Raw genomic sequence first — 18,949 nt, forward strand, 5'->3', positions numbered from 1 at the left:
TTGTGGCGATGGTGCATGAAGAGGGCATAGGCGTAGAAGAAGTTTTTGAAACCAATGGGGCGAAGATTGTCGTGATCGGCGTGGGGGGTGGAGGTTCGAACATGATCGCCCACTTGATCGCCACGGGCACTTTTAAGGACATCACCTTGATCGTCGCCAACACGGACGGACAGGCTCTCAAATCCTCCAATGCCAAGAACAAAATCCGCTTAGGCGAGAAGCTTACGGGGGGCAGGGGGGCTGGCATGCGCCCTGAGATCGGTAAACAAGCCGCCCAGGAGTGCATCGAAGCGATTAAAGAGGCGGTGAGTGGCGTGGACTTGGTCTTTATCTCAGCCGGTCTTGGCGGGGGCACGGGCACAGGGGCGGCTCCTGTGATTGCCCAAGTGGCTAAGGATGCGGGAGCGCTCACGGTTTCTGTCGTGACCAAGCCCTTTAGTTTTGAGGGCAAGAAGCGCGCTAAGGTCGCCGAAGAGGGCTTGAAAGAATTAAAGGCGGTCAGCGACTCGATCGTGGTGATCCCCAATGAAAGACTCATGGGCTACATTGAAAAGAGTATGGGCATGCGCAACAGCTTTAAGGAAGTGGATAATGTCCTTGCCAAGGCGGTCAATGGGATTTCGGGGATGATCATCAACTTTGGCGAGAATGACATCAATGTAGACTTTGCCGACTTGAAAACCGTGATGGGACATAAGGGCTTGGCGTTGATGGGCATTGGCGAGGCGACAGGGGTCAACGCGGCCACGGTGGCAGTGGAAAACGCCATCACTTCGCCCCTATTTGACAACATCTCCATCAATGGGGCGATGGGGGTTTTGGTGAATTTTGAGTGCCACCCCGACTACCCTCTAGCCGAAGTCCACGCCGCTATGGGGACAGTCAACGACATGGCAGATGACGACGCTGAAGTGATCTTTGGCACATGCACTTCGCCCAACATGCCGACAGACCAAATCAAAGTGACCATTGTCGCCACCGGCTTTGAAAAGCAAGAGGAGCACAAACCCGAGTCCAAACCCGAGGGCAACACGCCCAACCTGTCTAAAAGCACGCTAGGGGGTTTGCGCCTAGCAAGCGGAGATGACTACCAAAATGTAGACCTAGACATCCCCGCCTATCTGCGCCACCAAAAAGACTAATAACACGCTAACATGCAGGTTTTATAGTCCGCATACTCTCCCCTTAAAATCGCCTCCCTAGCTCCCCTAACCAACTCTAGGTAAAAGTGCAAATTATGCAGGCTTGCAAGGCGAAAATAAAGCAACTCTTTAGCCTTAAACAGATGGTGCAAGTAGGCTTTAGAGTAGTGCTTGCAGGTGTAGCAAGTGCATGCAGGGTCTAGGGGCGCATCGCTTGTCTTTTGCGCTTGCGCTTTGATAGAGAGTTTGCCAAGGCTTGTAAAAAGCGTGCCGTTGCGCGCGTTTCTTGTAGGCATCACGCAATCAAACATATCCACGCCTAACTCAATGGCATTGAGTATGTCTTGGGGCGTGCCCACGCCCATTAAATAACGGGGCTTGTTTTGGGGTAAAAACTCTGTAGTGTGGGCGATGGTCTCTTGCATCTCCTTGGCACTCTCACCCACTGCCAGCCCCCCAATGGCGTAGCCATCAAAATCTAGCGCGCTAAGTTCTAGCGCACTCTGGCGGCGCAAGTCAACATCTATGCCCCCTTGCACGATGGCAAAAATATAGTTTGTCGCCCCCGCATGGATTTTGTGGTGCTTGAGGCTTGCTTTCGCCCACTCTGTGGTCTTCTCTACCGCTAGTTTTAGGCGATTAAAAGGGGCGGGCAAACCCACTAAATCATCAAGTACCATGCAAATGTCGCTGTTTAGGGCGTATTGAATGTCTAGCACCTTTTGGGGGGTGAAAAGGTGTAAACTGCCATCAATGTGGGATTTAAACACAATGCCATCGGCATGGGCTTTGGTGTTGTGCTTTAAAGAAAAGGCTTGAAACCCCCCGCTGTCGGTCAAAAAATTACCCTGAAACTTGCTAAAGCCGTGTAACCCGCCCAGCTTTTGGATTAAGCTTGCCCCCGGTCTCAAGTACAAATGGTAGGTGTTGCCTAAGATGATGGGGGTGGATAAATGCGCTTGTAAGTCTATGGCATCTAGGCTTTTCACGCTCGCCTGCGTGCCTACGGGCATGAAAATGGGGGTTGCTACCTTGCCATGTGCTAGCTTTAAAGTCCCCGCCCTTGCCTTTTTATCCACGCCATTTAGGATAAAATCCATTTTTAACCTTGATCTTTTTAGTTATAATAGCCGAAAATGTCGGGAAATGCGGGTTGAAAAAAGTTGCCTTGATTGTTGAGGGTATGGTCGCCAAAAAATTCATGGAACTGGTGGTGTCTAAGTATTTCAGCAATAATTTTTACTTAGTCATCACCAAAGCCCCTGAGTGCCTGCCCACAAGTCTGCCCAGCACTTTTGAGGTGCATGTCTTTGACCCCACTTCCGCTTACCGCCTAAACCCACTCATCGATGCGCATGTGAGTGATGCGCTTGTCCTCCTTGAAAATGTCAAGGAACAACAAGCGGTGTGCGAGATTGTCCGCCAAAAAAACAAAGAAGTGCGCCTTGTGAGTTTGGCACAGAAGTGGGAGGGGGCAAAGGACGAACGCATTGTGTTTTTAGACCCGAGCGAAATTCTTGCCAATAAATTTATCGCCCAAATCCCCAATGTCCCCAGCGTCCCACAGGGCTTTGGACTAGAGCAGGGCGAAGTGATGGAGATCGGCGTGCCCTTTGGGAGCGTCTTTGCCTACCGCCATATTGGCTCTTTGCGCCAAAAGGATTACCGCATTGTGGGGGTTTATCGTAAAAATGGCTTTCATTTAAGCCACCCTTCTATGGTGATCCAGCCTAGAGATCAGCTCTTAGTGGCGGGCAATCCCGAAACCTTGAACAATGTTTATTTGCAAGTTAAGAGCAATGTGGGGCAATTTCCTGTGCCTTTTGGGCGGGATTTTTATTTATACATCGATATGTGCTTGCAATCTAAAGAGGCCTTACAAAGGGATATAGACCAAGCCTTGAGTCTGCACGGCCAGCTTAAAAGCGCCATGCTTTATATCCATGTGCTTAATCCCACAGATCCCGCCATGATTGAGCAAATCCGCGCCACTGAGGATAAGAACATTCGGGTGGTGTTGGACTTTAAGGGTTTGAGTTTTGCGGCAAAATTGCGTAAAGATAGCCAAAAGAAAATCGGGCTTGTGGTGGTGGGTCAAGAGCTTTTTAAACGCCAAGAGAACCGCAAGGCGTTGTTTGAGAGTGTGAGCCCCATTTTTAAAACCAACGCCACAGGGCTAAAGGGGCTACAAAAAAGCCTCGTGGTGCTGAATAAAAGCATGGAGGGCAACGAGGACATTTCCTCGGTGATGTTTGATGTGTGCGCGCAGATGAATTTGAAAATGCTGCTCTACGACTTTGACCCCGATAAACGCTATAATATTGAGGTGATTCAAAATTACCGCTACCTATCCCACATTTACAATAGGAAAATCAAAGTGATCCGTACCCAAAGTAAAAACCCCGTGCTGTTTTTAAAGAGCCTAGAGACCCCCGTTTTGCAATTTTTGCCCTTTGAATCGTGCATCATTAAAAGCCCCTTTTGGGGGCTGTTTTTTGCCAAGTTGGAGCGCGTGGCGTTTTTAAACGACACCCACCCCCAAATGTTTATCCCGGTGGTGGAGTGATGCAACTAGACATACAGACCAAAGACTTTAGCTACTCCGTGTGTATCGGCAGCTTAAAGCCCATCACCCACACGGGCAAGGTGTTAGTGGTGAGCGACTCTATAGTCGCCCCCCTGCATTTAGACACGCTATTAAACAAACTCCAAGCCCCCCATATTTTCACCCACATTCTGCCAAGTGGGGAAGAGTGCAAGACTTGGGAGAGTGTGGAGGAAATTTTAAACGCCGCTTTTGAAGCTAATTTAAGCCGCAAGGATGGCATGTTGGCTTTAGGCGGGGGTGTGGTGAGCGATATGGTCGGCTTTGCCAGCGCCATTTATAAAAGGGGCATTGCCTTTCAAATTGTGCCGACCACGCTTTTAGCCCAAGTGGATGCGAGCGTGGGGGGCAAGACAGGCATTAATAATAAGTATGGCAAGAATTTAATCGGGGCGTTTCACCCCCCACGCGCAGTTTACATTGACCCCACATTTTTAAAAACTCTGCCAAAAAGAGAGTTCAAAGCAGGCATTGCCGAAATGGTTAAAAAAGCGGTGTGCTTTGACAAGGATTATTTTGCGTGGCTAGAAAGCCACCCTTTAGAGCAGCACCTAGAACTAGGCATTCATAAAAGCGTGGCGATCAAGGCGCAAGTGGTGGCGCAAGATGAGAGGGAGGAGGGGCTACGCATGGGGCTAAACTACGGGCACACCTTCGCGCATGCCATTGAAAAGGCGGGGGCGTACAGTACGCATTTACATGGCGAGGCGGTGGCGATTGGCATGCAAATGGCAAACGCCTTAGCACTCAAACTTGGACTACTAGAGCAGGATACTAAGGAGCGCATACAAGCGTTGCTGCAAACCTATGGACTAGATTTGCCCTACCGCATTGCCAATTTTGAGAGTTTTTACAAGGATTTACAAATGGATAAAAAGAATAATAAGAGCATTTGTTTTGTTTTGCCAAAAGGTTTAGGCAACTTTGTGGCGCAAGAGGGCATCGATCAAAATATCGTCCAGAAGGCACTCCATGCGTGGCTTTAGTGTGTTTTTATTGCTCTTTGGACTGCTCTTTGCCCAGAGTGTGCCAGAGCTTACCCAAAAGCTAGATAGTCTTAATAAAAAGCTTGAAAAGACAGACAGCATATGGCTACAAAAGTATAAAAACTTTGAGGACTATGGAAAAATCTCTTTAGAGATCGCTAAAATCCAAAACAGCCTCAAAAAGCTTGATAGCAATAGCTTAGAGGCCAACACACTAAAACACAGCCTACAAGCCTTGCAACACCAAGAAAAATTGCTCGAATCCTACAAAAGTAACCCCTTTAAGGGACTCATAGAAAAGCCCGCCATCGCCAATGTCCCCAACATCAACAATCCTCTAGCCATCGTTACGGGCTTGACTTTCATCAAAACCATGCATGCCAAACTTGCAGCCTTAGAGCAACACCAAAAGGCATTAGCTCAGATCATCGCAAGCATCCATCAAAGACTTAAAATCTTAGAAGAATTGCAAGCCCTAGAGCCGAGCAAGTGGCAAGCCCCTCTATATGCCGAAAAAGTCAAACAAATTGAATTTGAAAACGCCCAAAACCTACTCAAAGCCAGCCTAGATGCCTACAACAAGGACATGGAGGAGACCACCCAAGCCATCAAGGCGCAAATCAAAGACCAGCTTTTTAAACTCTTCTATGTCTTGTTGATTGTGTGCGCCAGCATTGTTTTAGCGTGGGTGTTAAAACACCTTAGCCACAAATACCTTTACAACGATGAGCGCACCTACACCATCAACAAGGCGATCAACTTCATCAACGCCAATGTGGTGGTGTTGATTTTTCTTTTCGCCTATTTAGAAAATGTATCCTACCTTGTTACGATGTTAGGCTTTGTGGGTGCGGGCTTTGCCATTGCCATGCGCGACTTGTTTATGAGTGTGCTCGGCTGGCTCACCATTATTTTGAAGGGGAGCGTGCATGTGGGCGATCGGGTGAAGGTGTCTAAAGACGGCAACACCTATGTGGGCGATGTCTTAGACATCTCCATGCTCTACATCACGCTGTTTGAGGCGGTAACACCCATAACCTACCTAAAAAACAACGGGCAAGCAGGGCGCATTGTCTTTATCCCTAATAATTGTATTTTTAGCGGGCTGCTCACCAATTACAGCCATTTAGGGCTAAAGACCATATGGGACAGCGTGGAGTTTTTTCTAACTTTTGACTCCAACCACGAAAGGGCGAAAGAAATCGCCACACAAATCGCCGCCGAATGCTCTAAAGATTACAGCCAAACCACCGCCGTACAGCTTTCCAAAATGCGCACCAAATACGCCCTGCGCTCCATCGAAACCGAGCCCAAAGTCTTTCTTATGGCAGAAAAGGAGGGCATGCGCTTGTATGTGTCCTATTTAACCAACGCTTACGCCACCCTGTCCTTGCAATCTGCCATCTCCACCGCCATCGTGCAAGCCTTTTTAAAAACCCACGATGTCTTCTTAAGCCCCGCACTTAAAGAAGTGCAAGAAAAGCAAGAAAAACAAGCCGATTAAGCTAGACTCTCCACCATCGCTTTAATCCTGTCTTGATACGCCTTTCTAGCTTCTAGGGCTTCTTGCATGCTAACCGCTTTAAAGCGCACTTTTTGATTGGGCGCAAATTGCCCCAAGCGGTCTAAATCGCAACTAATGACCGTGCAATACATGGCAAAGCCCCCTCCACTGGGCGCGTCTCTTTGCAAGACGATCGGCTCATTACCCCCGGGGGCTTGCATCGAGCCTACGGGGTAGCAAGCGTCCGTGATATTGCTAGGATTTGCCCCCGCCCCAAAGGGCTGGGGTAGGTCTTTGTAGGTGAATTTCTGCCCGTTTTTAAAGCGATAGCCCAGCCTGTCCGCCTGTGTGGAAACCACAAAAACATCTTTAAAGAGATTGTCTAGGCTCTGATCTGTCAGCTTGTAATCTTGCAAACCCAAGAGCACCCTAAGCTCTTCAATCTCTTTTAATTCCAAATGGTAACTGGTGTCTAAACTTTTAGTGCTGGGTTTGCCTGTGGGCGTGCCTATGGGTAAAATGTCGCCCACTTCTAATTTGCGCCCCTTAAAGCCCCCGATCCCCCCTAGTGGGTAAGTGGAGCGTGAGCCCATCACAAGGGGGACATCGACCCCCCCAGCAATGGCTAAATACGCCCTCGCCCCCTTTTTAAAGTAGCTAAACTCTAAAATGCCCCCTGCCGGCACTTTTAAGGCGGTGTAGCTGGGCATTTCCTCCCCATTGATCTTAGGCGTGGTGTGCGCCCCGCACACGGCGATCAGGGCCTCCTTTTCAAACTCCAATTTTGCCGGCATTAAAGCCATTTCTAGCCCGGCAGCGTTGGGCTCATTGCCCACTAAGGCATTAGCCACCATGAAAGACGCTTGATCCAAAGCACCCCCCGGGGGAATGCCCAAATGGTAATAACCATAACGCCCCAAATCCTCTACAAAAGTTGCAATCCCCGGACTTAAGACTTTAAATGTGTTCATGCAAGTACCTTTAAGATTTTTTGGTTGTAGCCGGTGGGGTCGGCTTGCCACTCTTGCAAAGAAAAAGGGGTTTGGCAAATTTTTAAGTCAAAAGTCCCCTCTTCGACTTGCTTGACATAGCTATGGTATTCGGCTTCAGTGCAAGGGCTGAATTTGATAATATCCCCCGGGTTTAAAAACACCATGCTCTCTTTAAAGTAGGGCAGGCGTTGCGCTGGGTCCCACACGGGGGCTGGGGTGATCCCCATCATTTGATACCCTCCCCCGCCTCTTACCGCATAAATGCACCCAAAGCACCCCCCATGCCCGATCGTCAAAGCCGGGGTGTCTATGCGCGCTATGGGGTATTTGGGCACTTCAATTTGCTTTTTGCGCTCCACTAGCTGATAAAGCCAAGGCAAGCCAGCGACAAAGCCGATCATGCTCACAAACCACGGGCTATTGGCATGCGCTTCTATGAACTCTGCGACACTGGCATAGCCATTTGTTTGGCGGGCGTATTCAATGTCGGTCATGTTAGGGTCTAAAGTGGAGCCGGGCTCTCTGCATTGGTGGTTGTTACGAAAGCCCATTAAACACTCGTGCGTGTAGGGGTCGTTGTAAAAAACGGGCATTTCTATCAAGCGGGTTTGGATCGTGGTTTGCGCCCCCACGACTTCTTTTTCTAAATCTTGCAAAATTTTTAGGGCTTTGGTATGGGGTAGAATGTCGGGGTTGAAGGCGATCATATAGGACGCGTTTGCCGGACAAATCTCTGTAATGCCCTCCACTTGCATTTCTCTTAGTTTTTTGCAAATCGCCATCGCTAAGAAAAACGCCTCTAAGGACATGCCCTCCTCACTCACCTCCACAAACAAAAAGGTATCGCCCCCAAAGCTGTATCTAAACGCCATGCTTGCCTCCTATGTAATCCTCTAGAAAGTGTATGTTGTAATCGCCCTGTTGCACCCTCTCGTGCTGGATCAACTCTTTAAACAGCCCGATTGTGGTTTTTACCCCCTCGATCTTAAATTCCTCCAATGCCCTTTTGAGCTTGCTTAGGGCAAAGGGGCGGGTTTGGTCATAGACAATGAGTTTAGCCACGAGCGAGTCGTAAAAGGGGGGGATCGTGCGCCCGCTAAAGAGCATGCTGTCTAGGCGGATGCCTGAGCCTGTGGGGCATTGTAATTTGCTGATCTGCCCGGGGCTTGGGAAAAAGTTATTTTTGGGGTCTTCGGCATTGATTCGCACCTCGATAGAATGCCCTCTTAGCGAAATGTCGCTTTGTTGGTAGGCTAAAGGCTCGCCATCCGCGATCCTTAGCATTTGGCGCACCAAATCCACGCCCGTAACCATCTCGGTAATGGCGTGCTCGACTTGTATCCTTGTATTCATTTCTAGGAAGTAAAACCCCTTGCTTTGTGAGTCGTATAAAAACTCCAAAGTCCCCGCCCCCTTGTAGCCCACCTCCTTAGCCATGCGCACGGCGCACGCACATAAAGCCTCCCTTGTTTGGCTGTCTAAACTAGGGCTGGGGGCTTCTTCTAGCACCTTTTGCCTACGGCGTTGCATGGAGCATTCCCTGTCGTAAAGGTGGACGACATTCTTGCCATCGCCTAGCACCTGCACCTCTATGTGCTTGGCGTTTTCTAAATACTTTTCTAAATACACCCCCCCATTGCCAAAGGCACTGGCCGCTTCCGCCACGGCCACGCTAAATTGCTCTTTCAAGCCCCTTTCATTTTCTACAAAGCGGATCCCCTTGCCCCCACCCCCAGCAATGGCTTTAATGAGTAGGGGATAGCCCATACCTTGAGCGTGCTCTAGGGCTTGCTCTACGCTTTCTAAAACGGGCGTACTTGGCATGGTGGGCACTTGGCTTTTCTTGGCCTGCTCTAAGGCTTTTGCCTTATCCCCCATCGTGGCGATCGTCTCGCTATTTGGCCCTACAAAGACAATCCCTGCCTCCTCTACCTTCTTGGCAAACAGGGCGTTTTCGCTCAAAAACCCATAGCCCGGGTGGATCGCATCGACCTTAGCTTCTTTGGCGATCTTCAGCACATTTTCGATATTCAAATAGCTTTTATAGGCGAGATTCTCCCCCACTCGATAGCTCTCATCGGCAAGCTGGCACGCCAAATTGCCCGCATCGGCATCGGTGTAAATCGCCACCGCCTGCATGTTTAACTCGTGGGCGGCTTGAATGATTCTAACCGCAATCTCGCCCCGATTGGCGACCAACACCTTAAATATTTTGCGTGGAGTGTAAGCCATTCATTCCACCACAAAAAGCACATCGCCGGGGTTGACAAATTGTTCGTTCTCAGCCTTGATTTCTACGATCTTGCCCGCCACTTCGGCTTTGATCTCGTTAAAGGTTTTCATCACTTCCACAAGGCAGAGCGTGGTGTCTGGCTGGACTTGTGATCCCACTTCTACAAAGGGGGCGGCATCGGGGTTGGGCTTTCGATAAAAGGTCCCGGGTATGGGGCTGATGACTTCGTGCATGCATTCTCCTTTAAGCGGTGTGGATTTTAGGTTTTTGGATTTTGATACCCTTTTCTTCTAAGAGCTTTCTAGTGGCTTGTATGAGAGCAAGGGCTCCGGGCGTGTCGCTGTGGATACAGACCGAGTCGAAATCCACGCTTACCATCTTGCCACTCACACTTTTCACGCTGCCCTGCTCGCACGCTTGCAAGACCTTTTGGGCGACTTCCTCAGGGGTGTAGCCCCGCGCCCGGCGCACCATCACCAACTGCCCGTCATCGCCATAGTCGCGATCCCCGTAAAACTCCCGCACAAAGGGGTGTTTCAACTCCTTAGCCACTGCGTGCGTCTGTGTGTTCTCCATGCAATAAATGGGTAAATGGGGGTTGTATTTGTGTAAAGTGCTGATCAATGCATAAGAAAAATCGCGATCCTTGCTGGCGTGTATGTATAGACTGCCATGCGGTTTGAAGTGGTGCAAATGCCCGCCTAGCAAGTGCAAAAAGGCTTGCAATGCCCCCATTTGGTAAAGGCAGTCGTTGGTAAGCTCCACAGGGTTAGCCACCATGTGCCTACGCCCAAAGCCCACCAAATCCCTAAAGCCCGGGTGCACCCCGATTTCTACGCCTTGTTTTAGGGCATTTTCCACAGAGTGGCGCATGGTATTGGGGTCGCTGGCATGAAAGCCCGCCGCAATGTTGCAACTGCTAATGAGTTTCATGATCGCATCATCCACGCCATCGCCAATGATCCAAGGTCCAAAACACTCGCCCATGTCGCTGTTTAAATCCACTTCTGTTTTCATGTTTCTCCTTTACAAGATTTTCAAGTATGGCATGCAAAAAACAACGCTTTAAACCAGTGGATTTAATAAGACAAACACACTATCACTATAGCGTTACCAAACCCCCCAAAGCACAGCCCAACCCACTAACCAACTTTCAAGTTGTGGTGTGCGGTTGTCTAATCTAGTTAACATGGTGAAAAATGAAAGGACAGACATGGCAGACAAGCAAAAGGCAATCGCTGAGTTTAGGGCTTTTATAGCGTTGCGCCAACGGGTGTCGTGGGTTTTGGCGGGGGTGGTCTTTGCGTGTTACTATTTGTTTGTGTTAGGAATCGGGCTTTTTCCCCAAGTGCTCGCCTACCGCTTAGGACCTAGTGCGATCACTTTAGGCATTGTGGCGGGGGTGTTTTTGATCGTGCTGTGTGTCGTGCTCACAGGGCTTTACACCTTCTTGGCCAACAAGCATTTTGACACCCATCAAGCGCAAATTTTAGACAAACTTCAAAAAAGCGGTGCACTGCAAGGATTGCAAAATGGGGCGCATTCGTTTAATTTTCATCGGGCTTAGTGTCCTGAATGGGACTGGGTTAGAGAATATGCAAGTGCAAAAGCAAGAGTTCAACCCCACCGCTGTCGCCATGTTTGCACTCTTTGTACTCAGCACGTTTTGTATCACCTACTATTCGAGCAAAAAAGCCAAAGTGCCAGCGGATTTTGCACCGCCGGGGGGAGCATCACGGGGTTGCAAAATTGCACAGCCATTACGGGCGATTTCATGAGCGCGGCGAGCTTCTTAGGAATCACGGCTTTAGTTTTCACCAATGGTTTTGACGGCCTGATTGATTCAGTGGGCTTTTTGGTGGGCTGATGGTGGTGCTGATGGTGGTTTTAAGCCCTAGTATTTGGGTCAAGAGCTTAGGGAACGCCCACGCCCTTTTCCCCTACGACCACCCCGCACTCTTTTCCATGCCCTTGACTTTTATTTTGATTTACGCCATTTCTAAATGCGATCAAAGCCCACGAGCGCGGATAGACAAGGCGGGCTTTAGCGCACAAGATTTTAGGACACAAAGCGGCGTGGGGATTTCAGGCGCAAGCCAACATTAAGGAGATTTCAATGATTTTAACGACTTTAACCGCTGAGATCGGCGCGAGCAAACACGGCAGCAGTGTGGGGGTGCTTAGGCTTAAGGAAAAGCTGCTTGAAAAGCACCCCGAGATCAGCGAGCACATGGTTTTGATCCGCCAAAAGCAGTGTTTCTTAAAGGATTTTTTTAGATTTGCCAAGAACTTTGAGGATTATTACTTCTTTTGCAAGGATAGTTTGATCCCTAGCATGCGGGCGGTGTTTAAAAAGGGGAGCTTTCCCATCATTTTAAGTGCCGAGCACTCAGGGGCGTTTGGGATCGTCCAAGCCCTACGTTCAGTACACCCAAATAAAACCGTAGGCATTTTATACATAGACGCGCACGCCGACATCCACACGGCCTATGACAGCAGCTCGGGCAATCTGCATGGCATGCCCCTTGGCATGATCTTAAATAAGACGCATTCAGGGCAAAACGCCTTAAACGCCCAAGAGATCGAATACTGGGAGAGGCTATGCACTTTAGACTTGCCCAAAGGGGCGTTAGAGTTTAACCCCAAGCATTTGGTCTATTTTGGCGTGAGAAGCACGGAAACAAGCGAGCGCAAAATCATTAAAGATCGTTCTATCCCTCTTTTTAGCGTGGCTGAGATTAGGCAGAACACCCCGAGCGTGGTGGCGCAAAGCCTTAAATGCCTAGAGGGCGTGGACTTGGTGTATTTGAGTTTAGACATCGATGTGCTGGATGGCAAAATCTTTAGCTCCACAGGGGTTAGAGAGAATAACGGGCTCACCCCTGAGGAATTAAAAGAGCTGTTAAATGGGCTTTTAAGGGCGTTTAAAGCGCGCTTGGTGGGGGTGGAGCTCACCGAGTACAACCCTGAGCTGTGGGATGGCAAAAACCCCGATGAAGAGGTCATTTGGGGGCTTTTAGAAGATGTCGTGTTAGAAATGAGGGATCAATGTTAGGGCTCGTCAAAGAAAGCATGGATTTTGAGTTTAGGGTGGGCTTAGTCCCCCACGATGTGGCGCAAATCACCCCATATTTTAAAGTGGTGGTTGAAGAGGGGGCGGGGTTGATGAGCGGGTATAGCGATGAGTCTTATAAGCAGGCAGGGGCTAAGATTGTTAGGCGAGCTGAGGCGTGGGCGCAAAGTGTGGTGGTGAAGTGTAAAGAACCCCTAGAGCACGAATACGCCCTACTGACAGAGGGGGCGACTCTCTTTAGCTACCTAGATTTAGCCTACAACAAGTCCCTAGCACAAATGTTGATCGATAAAAAAATCGCTTCCCTTTGCACCGAAACCTTAGCCGGCCCCAAGAACAACTACCCCGTGCTCGCCCCCATGAGCGTGGTGGCGGGGCAACTTGCCGCCCACTTAGTGCAGCATTATTTGCTTGCCCTTGAGCATTTGCCCGGGGTCTTTGGGTTAGGAGTGCTCTTAGGCGGGCTGGCAGGGCAGGCTAGGGCGAAGGTCGTGGTTGTGGGTGGGGGTGTGGTGGGCTTAGAGGCGGCTAGGTTTTTAAGCCAAGCAGGCGCGCATGTCGTGGTGTTGGAGCTTGACTCCTTGAAGTTGCAAAACCACCCTTACAAAGATCTTTATCATTTAGAGGTGTTGGCTGTGCATGAGGCAAATATTGAGTACGCGCTAAGCGGGGCGGTGGGGCTTGTGGGAGCGGTTTTAGTAACCGCCACAAGCACGCCTAAAGTCATTTTAAAACGCCATTTAGCCCTCATGCAAAAAGGGGGCGTGGTGGTGGATGTGGCCTGCGATTTGGGAGGGTGTGTAGAAACAATCCGCCAAACGAGCCACTCCCAGCCCGTGTATTTACAAGAGGGCTTACTCCACTATGGCGTGCCTAACATGCCCGGCGTGGTCGCCAAAACAAGCTCTATCGCCTACAGCCAAGCCAGCTTGCCCTATTTGCGCTACTTTCTAGAACATGGGCTCAAGGGCTTTTTGGGCGCAAACGCTAAAGAGGTTGCCAACACTCTAGGGGCTTTAAGTGCCTACCAGGGCTATCTCACGAAGGAGGGGATCGCCAAAGCCTTTAACTTGCCCTTTATGCAGGCTCACGCCGTCCTAAAGAGTCTTGAGACTCGCTGATTTAATGGATAACGCTCCCCAATATGGTAGTTTTTCGAACTCTTGATTAAAGGTTTCTCGTGCGCTCTCTTGTAGGGCGTGGTTTGGGGTTAAATTTAGAAAAGGCACATTTAAAATCCTTTTTTGGTAAAAATGGCGTTTTGTCAAATTTGCCCCCAAAAAAGCTCCTTAAGCCTTAGTTCCATTCTAGGGAAAAATGAGATGGTGGCATACTAAGTCTACTTTTGTAAAAAAGTCGCGATCATTCCATTTTTTCTCCACAAAAATAGACTAAAATGTTCGGTTGTAAAAACTTCAAGGCGAGATGCGATGACTAAATGGAATAAAGAAGACACGATATGGAGCTTAAGTCTTTATGGCACAGCCATTGGTGCTGGGGTGTTATTTTTACCCATTAATACAGGGATGGGGGCTTGATCCCCTTGATTGTCATGCTCGTGCTTGCATTTCCTTTGACTTTTTTGACACACCGCGCCCTATGCCGTTTTGTGCTGGGCGGGTCGGATAAGAGCGATGACATCACAGTGGTGGGGGAAAATTATTTTGGCAAATTTGGGGGGGTGCTGCTAACCCTGCTTTATTTCTTTGCAATTTTCCCCATTTTGCTCGTGTATAGTGTGGGGATCACGAATAATATCAGTAGTTTTTTTGTGCATCAATTGGGCTTGGCTGAGCCCAACCGCTTGTTGCTCTCTTTTTTGGCGGTGGGTGTTTTAATGTTCGTGGTGAGCTTTGGTGAAGAGGTTGTGGTTAAAACCATGTCCGCCATTGTGTTCCCCTTCATTGCCGTGCTGGTCTTTAGCGCCTTGTGGCTCATCCCTAAATGGAACAACGCACTTTTTGCGCACATTAGCTTAAATGGCGTGGGGGGGGAGAGTTTAGGAATGGTCATGCTCTTGATTTTACCCACGATGGTGTTTGCTTTTAACCACTCGCCCATCATCTCATCTCTTGCCGTGCATTGTAAGCAAACCTATGGGGAGGAGGCGGATCAAAAGGCTTCTAACATCATTGCCAGGAGCAATGTTTTAATGATTGTTACGGTGATGTTTTTTGTTTTCTCTTGCGCCATGTGTTTAAGCCCTATGGAGTTTAAAGAAGCCAAAGAGCAAAATCTGCCTATTTTGTCCTACTTAGCCAACCACTTTAAAGACATGAAAACTTTTGCGCTGGTTGCACCCGTCATCGCCTTTGTCGCCATGGGAAAATCCTTTTTCGGGCATTATCTAGGGGTGCGCGAAGGTTTAAATCGAATCTTGTTTTATGCCACAAATCAAAAAATCTCTCTATCTCGTGCAAACAAGATCACCGCATGGATTACATTTCTCGTGGCTTGGTTTGTGGCGTATAAAAATCCTAGTGTCTTAGAAATCATTGAGTCCATCGGTGGTCCCATTTTAGCCATTATCCTTTATTTAATGCCCCTTTATGCCATCTATAAATTCCCACAATTACACAAATATAAAAATTTATGGCAGAACCTGTTTATTTTGTTCTTTGGTTTGGTTACAATCTCAACCGCCATCTATCGATTATTTTAAGATTGTGGGCTAAAACCCCACTAACACTTCAAGGCATTCTTAAGTGGCGGCGTGGGGTTAATTGACCCTACTTTTTGAGCGGGGCTTCTACCCCTGAATACGCTTGCACAAAATCGGGCAAGCGCGCGCCTTGAATGTTGATGGCATTTAGGGCGGTGTCGATCTCTTGCATTTCATGAGGGCTTAATGTGAGCGCGCTAGCAGCGGTGTTAGCCAGCATGTGATCTTTATTGGTGGTGCCGGGGATGGGCACAATGTAGGGTTTTTTAGCCAAGAGCCACGCTAGGGCAATCTGGACGGGCGAGGCGTTTTTCTTTAACGCCCACTCTTGCAACAAATGGACTAATTTTAAATTATTAGGGAGATTTTCGGGCGCAAAACGGCTTTCTAACGCTCTAAAATCCCCCTTTGCAAAACGGGTATCTTTATCGATCCAGCCCGTTAAAAACTGCACGCCTAGTGGGCTCCACGGGACAAAACCAATCCCCAACTCCTCACACAAAGGCAAAACATGTTCTTCAGGTCCCCGCCAAAGCATAGAATACTCACTCTGCACGGCACTCACAGGCAAGGTGGCGTAGGCGCGTCTTAGGGTATTTAGCCCCATTTCTGACAACCCCCAGTGTAAAACCTTGCCTTGTCGCATTAAATCCCCCACAACCCCAGCGACATCCTCAATCGGCACCTCTGGATCGACTCGGTGTTGGTAGAGTAGGTCAATGTAGTCGGTGCGTAGCCGTTTAAGCATATGATGCACGACTACTTTAATGTGTTCGGGTTTGCTGTTGCGACCGGGTCCGCGCTTGCCCGTTTTTTGATCGATGTCAAAGCCAAATTTGGTCGCAATCACCACTTTTTTTCTAAAAGGCGCAACGGCTTCGCCTAAAATCCTCTCCGATTCAAAAGGTCCGTAAGCCTCAGCTGTGTCAAATAAAGTTACGCCCTCCTCAAAAGCCCGGCGGATCACAGCGATCATTTCGGGGCGGTAGGGCACAGAAGTGTCGTATTTGCGCCCCATGTTTTGCACGCCAAGCCCCAAACAAGAAACCTCTAACTTGCCTAAAAAACGCTTTTTGGGCGCACTTTTAGGCGCGCCTTTATGCCCCCTAGCCTCTAGCATGCCAAGAGAGAGCAAAGAACCCCCCGATGAGCGCACTCGCCAAGAGTGTTCGGCGTTTTGAGTTGTTAGGCTGTTTCATTTGCCGACCTTGTCATTAAGATTTGTCGGGTATCTCTCTCCGACTATGGTGATTTGTTCTAGCTTTTTGTTAAAGTCTTTGAGTTCGCCCTCTTGCCATGGCACACTTAAAGCCCCGATGTTTTCAACTAGGCGTTCTTCTTTGGTCGTGCCAAATAAAGGGATCACTACCTTTTGCATGTGTAAAATCCAAGACAGGGCAATTTGGGCGGGCGTGGCGTTTTTGCTCTTGGCGGTGTCTTGCAGCAACTCCACTAAAGCGTAGTTTTGTGCTAAATTCTCAGGGTTAAACTTAGGCACGACACTTCTAAAGTCCTCTTTGGCAAAGGTGGCGTTTTTAGCCATCTTGCCCCCAAAGAAACCTTTAGCTAAAGGAGAAAAACCCACAAAAGTGATGTGATTTGCCTCACAAAAACCCAAAATCTCTTTCTCAGGCGCGCGGTGCCACAATGAGTATTCGCTTTGCAGTGCGCTTAAAGGGCAAATTTGGTGTGCTTTTTGTAGGCTGGGTAAGCCCGCTTCACTCATGCCCCACGCCTTGATCTTGCCCTCTTTGATGAGCTCTTGCATGGTAGAAGCGACCTCTTCAATGAGCACTTTTGGATCGACCCTATGCTGGTAATACAAGTCTAAGCACTCCACTTTTAGGCGTTTTAAACTCCCCTCTAAGGCTTGGCGGATGCGCTTAGGGCTCGAATCTAGGCGTAAATCCCAACTCCCCTCTTTTTCTTGATAAATGCCAAACTTGCTCGCAATGATCGCTTGATCTTTAAAGGGTTTGATCGCTTCGCCTAATAATTCCTCATTGTAAGCCCCGTAGCCTTCAGCCGTGTCAAAAAAGTTCATCCCTAGCTCAAAAGCCTTGTGGATGAGTTGGATCATCTCCTTTTTTCCATGCACCCCTGCATACCCAAAACTCATCCCCATAATCCCTAGCGCTAAAGGGCTCACCTGAAAAGACCCTAATTGTCGTTTTTGCATGTGTTCTCCTTAAAATTTGGATAGGATTTGGATTATAAAACCTGACACCTAGTGTTTGTCAAGGGGGTTTAGTTAAGTTAATGCAAGGGGGCTAAATGCCACTTCTTTAAAAAGGCAAAGATGGGGGCTAAATTTTTAGGCTCCTCAAAGGCCCGGCCGCCATGCCCCACGCCGGGCAATTGGATATAAACCACCTTGTCTTTACCCAACACCTTTTGCAAAGCCTTCGTAAAAAGCACGCTTTGTTCTGTCGGCACAATGGGGTCTTTAGAGCCATTCATAATAAAAAAGGGGGGCGTGTTTTTAGAGATGTAGCTGGCGGGGTTGGCAAACTCCACAAGATAGGGGATTTTAGGGATTGCAATGCCCATGTATCGCGATTCTGCTGAGTCGGGGGTGTTGACGCTGTGTTTTCTGCGTGGTTGTTGCCCGCTTTGCTTGAATTGTGTATCCATCACTTTAAAATCTATGGGGCCATAAAAATCCACAACCGCATTGACTTGGCTTGTTTGTTTGGCATTCCCCATACTTAAATCCTCTAGTTCGGAGTGAAACGCCGTTGTGCCTAGCATAGAAGCCAAATTGCCCCCAGCCGAATCCCCCCACGCGATGATTTTATTTGGATTTAAATGGTATTGCGTGGCGTGGGCTTTAATAAAGCGCACGGCGGCTTTAAGGTCGTAAATCGCCATAGGGAATGTAGCTTCTTTGGAAAGGCGGTAATTTACGCTCACCACCGCATAGCCCAGCTTCAAAGCGTGCATTTGGGGATTAACCTCCCCTGAAGCCTTGTCCCCAAAGGCAAATCCACCCCCGTGGATGGCTAAGATCACAGGGTAGGGGGCTTTGCTCGCTTTAGGTAAATAGATGTCTAGCTTTTGGGCTTGCGATTGTGTGGCGTAGGCAATGTCTAGGTATTTGCGCCCCACATTTTGCGTGTTGAGGGGATGCATTTTGCCCATCAAAGGGGGTGGCATATGATCTAGGGTATTTTGTGTCTTGTCTAGATCTTTTGCAAGGGCAAGCGTGGCTAATGCCATTAACCCAAAAACTTTCAATCGATACATGAAAACTCCAATTTTTCAGTTTTTACTCTTCAAGGCTTGGCGCATTACTATAGCAAAAGAGCATTTGTCTTTTATTAAGTGTTATTTTGAATCTTTATAAGCGGGGCTTAAGGGGTTTAAAAAGTCTTTTTGCTCCTCGATCATTTGCGTGTAAAGCGTGATTTTATGGGCGATTTTTTGCTCGGCCTTTTGCAGGGTGTCTAATTGGGCGCGCAGGGTTTGAAGTTGCTTTTGTAAAATGCCTTTGCGTTGTGGTGCGCTTTTTAGCCCTTGTTTGGATAGATTGATATAATTTTTAATCTCTGTTAGGGGCATGTTACATGCACGCAAACACTGCACCCACTGCACCCACGCGATGTCACTTTTAGAAAAGTAGCGCACGCCGTTTGAATCGCTTTGCACGAAGGGGAAGAGCCCCTTATCGCACCAAAAGCGGATTTTGCGTGAAGAGATGCCCGTTTGTCTTTCTACTTCTATGATTGTGTATGCCATGTGCTGCCTTTTGG

17 protein-coding genes and 3 pseudogenes are annotated in these 18,949 nt (G+C 48.6%); 10 read left to right on the forward strand and 10 right to left on the reverse strand.

The genetic code is table 11. The annotated features are described in order from the left end of the window. Positions 1-8 precede the first annotated feature (8 nt). Positions 9-1,142: a cell division protein FtsZ gene (ftsZ, locus tag QUE23_RS05965; protein WP_221272609.1), complete on the forward strand. Its 1,134-nt coding sequence runs from the start codon at positions 9-11 to the stop codon at positions 1,140-1,142. Here ftsZ and tgt read toward each other — a convergent pair. After that, a complete protein-coding gene (tgt, locus tag QUE23_RS05970; RefSeq protein ID WP_286348170.1) occupies positions 1,139-2,242 on the reverse strand; it encodes a tRNA guanosine(34) transglycosylase Tgt in 1,104 nt (367 codons plus the stop codon). The genes ftsZ and tgt overlap by 4 nt on opposite strands. 53 nt (positions 2,243-2,295) lie before the next feature. On the opposite strand from tgt, the gene QUE23_RS05975 reads away from it, so the two are divergent. The 3 genes from QUE23_RS05975 to QUE23_RS05985 are packed head-to-tail and all read left to right on the forward strand — an operon-like array spanning position 2,296 to position 6,237. After that, entirely contained in the window at positions 2,296-3,708 is a 1,413-nt protein-coding gene (locus QUE23_RS05975; RefSeq protein WP_286348171.1) for a COG3400 family protein, read from the forward strand. Next, positions 3,705-4,733 (forward strand): 3-dehydroquinate synthase, encoded by a 1,029-nt coding sequence (aroB, locus tag QUE23_RS05980; RefSeq protein ID WP_286348172.1) that lies wholly within the window; start codon positions 3,705-3,707, stop codon positions 4,731-4,733. Before QUE23_RS05975 ends, aroB begins: the two co-directional genes overlap by 4 nt. Further along, positions 4,720-6,237, forward strand: a complete 1,518-nt coding sequence (locus tag QUE23_RS05985; RefSeq protein ID WP_286348173.1) for a mechanosensitive ion channel family protein — start codon at positions 4,720-4,722, stop codon at positions 6,235-6,237. The genes aroB and QUE23_RS05985 overlap by 14 nt, the downstream gene beginning before the upstream one ends. Here QUE23_RS05985 and QUE23_RS05990 read toward each other — a convergent pair. Genes QUE23_RS05990 through pxpA form a run of 5 tightly spaced genes read right to left on the reverse strand, consistent with a single transcriptional unit; the run spans position 6,234 to position 10,479 of the window. Beyond that, positions 6,234-7,208: a 5-oxoprolinase subunit C family protein gene (locus QUE23_RS05990; RefSeq protein ID WP_286348174.1), complete on the reverse strand. Its 975-nt coding sequence runs from the start codon at positions 7,206-7,208 to the stop codon at positions 6,234-6,236. The two genes, QUE23_RS05985 and QUE23_RS05990, sit on opposite strands and share 4 nt — an antisense overlap. Further along, complete coding sequence (locus QUE23_RS05995) at positions 7,205-8,101, reverse strand: 5-oxoprolinase subunit B family protein (RefSeq protein ID WP_286348175.1); 897 nt, start codon at positions 8,099-8,101, stop codon at positions 7,205-7,207. The genes QUE23_RS05990 and QUE23_RS05995 overlap by 4 nt, the downstream gene beginning before the upstream one ends. Continuing rightward, positions 8,091-9,461: an acetyl-CoA carboxylase biotin carboxylase subunit gene (locus QUE23_RS06000; RefSeq protein WP_286348176.1), complete on the reverse strand. Its 1,371-nt coding sequence runs from the start codon at positions 9,459-9,461 to the stop codon at positions 8,091-8,093. The genes QUE23_RS05995 and QUE23_RS06000 overlap by 11 nt, the downstream gene beginning before the upstream one ends. Then, positions 9,462-9,695: an acetyl-CoA carboxylase gene (locus QUE23_RS06005; RefSeq protein WP_286348177.1), complete on the reverse strand. Its 234-nt coding sequence runs from the start codon at positions 9,693-9,695 to the stop codon at positions 9,462-9,464. 10 nt (positions 9,696-9,705) lie between these two features. Then, on the reverse strand, positions 9,706-10,479 hold the full coding sequence (gene pxpA, locus QUE23_RS06010) for a 5-oxoprolinase subunit PxpA (RefSeq protein WP_286348178.1): 774 nt from the start codon (positions 10,477-10,479) through the stop codon (positions 9,706-9,708). 196 nt (positions 10,480-10,675) lie between these two features. Between pxpA and QUE23_RS06015 the strand changes: the two genes are divergently transcribed. The 6 genes and pseudogenes from QUE23_RS06015 to QUE23_RS06040 all read left to right on the forward strand — a co-directional run bounded on the left by QUE23_RS06015 (position 10,676) and on the right by QUE23_RS06040 (position 15,197). Then, the gene (locus tag QUE23_RS06015) at positions 10,676-11,029 is read left to right on the forward strand and encodes a DUF485 domain-containing protein (protein WP_286348179.1); all 354 of its coding nucleotides are present in this window, start codon (positions 10,676-10,678) and stop codon (positions 11,027-11,029) included. 28 nt (positions 11,030-11,057) lie between these two features. Next, a pseudogene (locus QUE23_RS06020) lies at positions 11,058-11,326 on the forward strand (sodium:solute symporter family transporter); the annotation flags it as partial. Next, positions 11,305-11,568, forward strand: a pseudogene (locus tag QUE23_RS06025) (hypothetical protein); the annotation flags it as partial. The pseudogenes QUE23_RS06020 and QUE23_RS06025, both read left to right, overlap by 22 nt. A 10-nt stretch (positions 11,569-11,578) precedes the next feature. Then, positions 11,579-12,517 (forward strand): arginase, encoded by a 939-nt coding sequence (gene rocF, locus QUE23_RS06030; RefSeq protein ID WP_286348182.1) that lies wholly within the window; start codon positions 11,579-11,581, stop codon positions 12,515-12,517. Beyond that, positions 12,511-13,656 carry an FAD-dependent oxidoreductase gene (locus QUE23_RS06035; RefSeq protein WP_286348183.1) on the forward strand — a complete coding sequence of 382 codons (1,146 nt, stop codon included), beginning with the start codon at positions 12,511-12,513 and terminating at the stop codon, positions 13,654-13,656. The genes rocF and QUE23_RS06035 overlap by 7 nt, the downstream gene beginning before the upstream one ends. A gap of 309 nt (positions 13,657-13,965) precedes the next feature. Then, positions 13,966-15,197, forward strand: a pseudogene (locus QUE23_RS06040) (aromatic amino acid transport family protein). A gap of 67 nt (positions 15,198-15,264) precedes the next feature. Here QUE23_RS06040 and QUE23_RS06045 read toward each other — a convergent pair. From QUE23_RS06045 to QUE23_RS06060, 4 genes are all read right to left on the reverse strand, one after another. Further along, on the reverse strand, positions 15,265-16,332 hold the full coding sequence (locus tag QUE23_RS06045; protein ID WP_286348184.1) for an aldo/keto reductase: 1,068 nt from the start codon (positions 16,330-16,332) through the stop codon (positions 15,265-15,267). A gap of 60 nt (positions 16,333-16,392) precedes the next feature. Continuing rightward, complete coding sequence (locus tag QUE23_RS06050; RefSeq protein WP_286348185.1) at positions 16,393-17,376, reverse strand: aldo/keto reductase; 984 nt, start codon at positions 17,374-17,376, stop codon at positions 16,393-16,395. Between the two features lie 77 nt (positions 17,377-17,453). Next, positions 17,454-18,443: an alpha/beta hydrolase gene (locus QUE23_RS06055; RefSeq protein WP_286348186.1), complete on the reverse strand. Its 990-nt coding sequence runs from the start codon at positions 18,441-18,443 to the stop codon at positions 17,454-17,456. Positions 18,444-18,524: 81 nt separating this feature from the next. Then, a complete protein-coding gene (locus QUE23_RS06060; RefSeq protein WP_286348187.1) occupies positions 18,525-18,935 on the reverse strand; it encodes a MerR family transcriptional regulator in 411 nt (136 codons plus the stop codon). Positions 18,936-18,949: the final 14 nt, after the last annotated feature.

The sequence above is a fragment of the Helicobacter felistomachi genome, from assembly GCF_030296895.1.
In the GTDB taxonomy this organism is placed as follows: Bacteria; Campylobacterota; Campylobacteria; order Campylobacterales; family Helicobacteraceae; genus Helicobacter; species Helicobacter felistomachi.

Bases quoted from the DNA above. Each gene is read 5' to 3' on its own strand.
- QUE23_RS05995 (WP_286348175.1), bottom strand. From the start codon at position 8,101: ATGGCGTTTAGATACAGCTTTGGGGGCGATACCTTTTTGTTTGTGGAG.
- QUE23_RS06050 (WP_286348185.1), bottom strand. From the start codon at position 17,376: ATGCAAAAACGACAATTAGGGTCTTTTCAGGTGAGCCCTTTAGCGCTA.
- QUE23_RS06015 (WP_286348179.1), top strand. From the start codon at position 10,676: ATGGCAGACAAGCAAAAGGCAATCGCTGAGTTTAGGGCTTTTATAGCG.
- ftsZ (WP_221272609.1), top strand. From the start codon at position 9: ATGGTGCATGAAGAGGGCATAGGCGTAGAAGAAGTTTTTGAAACCAAT.
- QUE23_RS06000 (WP_286348176.1), bottom strand. From the start codon at position 9,461: ATGGCTTACACTCCACGCAAAATATTTAAGGTGTTGGTCGCCAATCGG.
- rocF (WP_286348182.1), top strand. From the start codon at position 11,579: ATGATTTTAACGACTTTAACCGCTGAGATCGGCGCGAGCAAACACGGC.
- tgt (WP_286348170.1), bottom strand. From the start codon at position 2,242: ATGGATTTTATCCTAAATGGCGTGGATAAAAAGGCAAGGGCGGGGACT.
- QUE23_RS06060 (WP_286348187.1), bottom strand. From the start codon at position 18,935: ATGGCATACACAATCATAGAAGTAGAAAGACAAACGGGCATCTCTTCA.
- QUE23_RS06055 (WP_286348186.1), bottom strand. From the start codon at position 18,443: ATGTATCGATTGAAAGTTTTTGGGTTAATGGCATTAGCCACGCTTGCC.
- QUE23_RS06005 (WP_286348177.1), bottom strand. From the start codon at position 9,695: ATGCACGAAGTCATCAGCCCCATACCCGGGACCTTTTATCGAAAGCCC.
- pxpA (WP_286348178.1), bottom strand. From the start codon at position 10,479: ATGAAAACAGAAGTGGATTTAAACAGCGACATGGGCGAGTGTTTTGGA.
- QUE23_RS06035 (WP_286348183.1), top strand. From the start codon at position 12,511: ATGTTAGGGCTCGTCAAAGAAAGCATGGATTTTGAGTTTAGGGTGGGC.
- QUE23_RS05985 (WP_286348173.1), top strand. From the start codon at position 4,720: ATGCGTGGCTTTAGTGTGTTTTTATTGCTCTTTGGACTGCTCTTTGCC.
- QUE23_RS05990 (WP_286348174.1), bottom strand. From the start codon at position 7,208: ATGAACACATTTAAAGTCTTAAGTCCGGGGATTGCAACTTTTGTAGAG.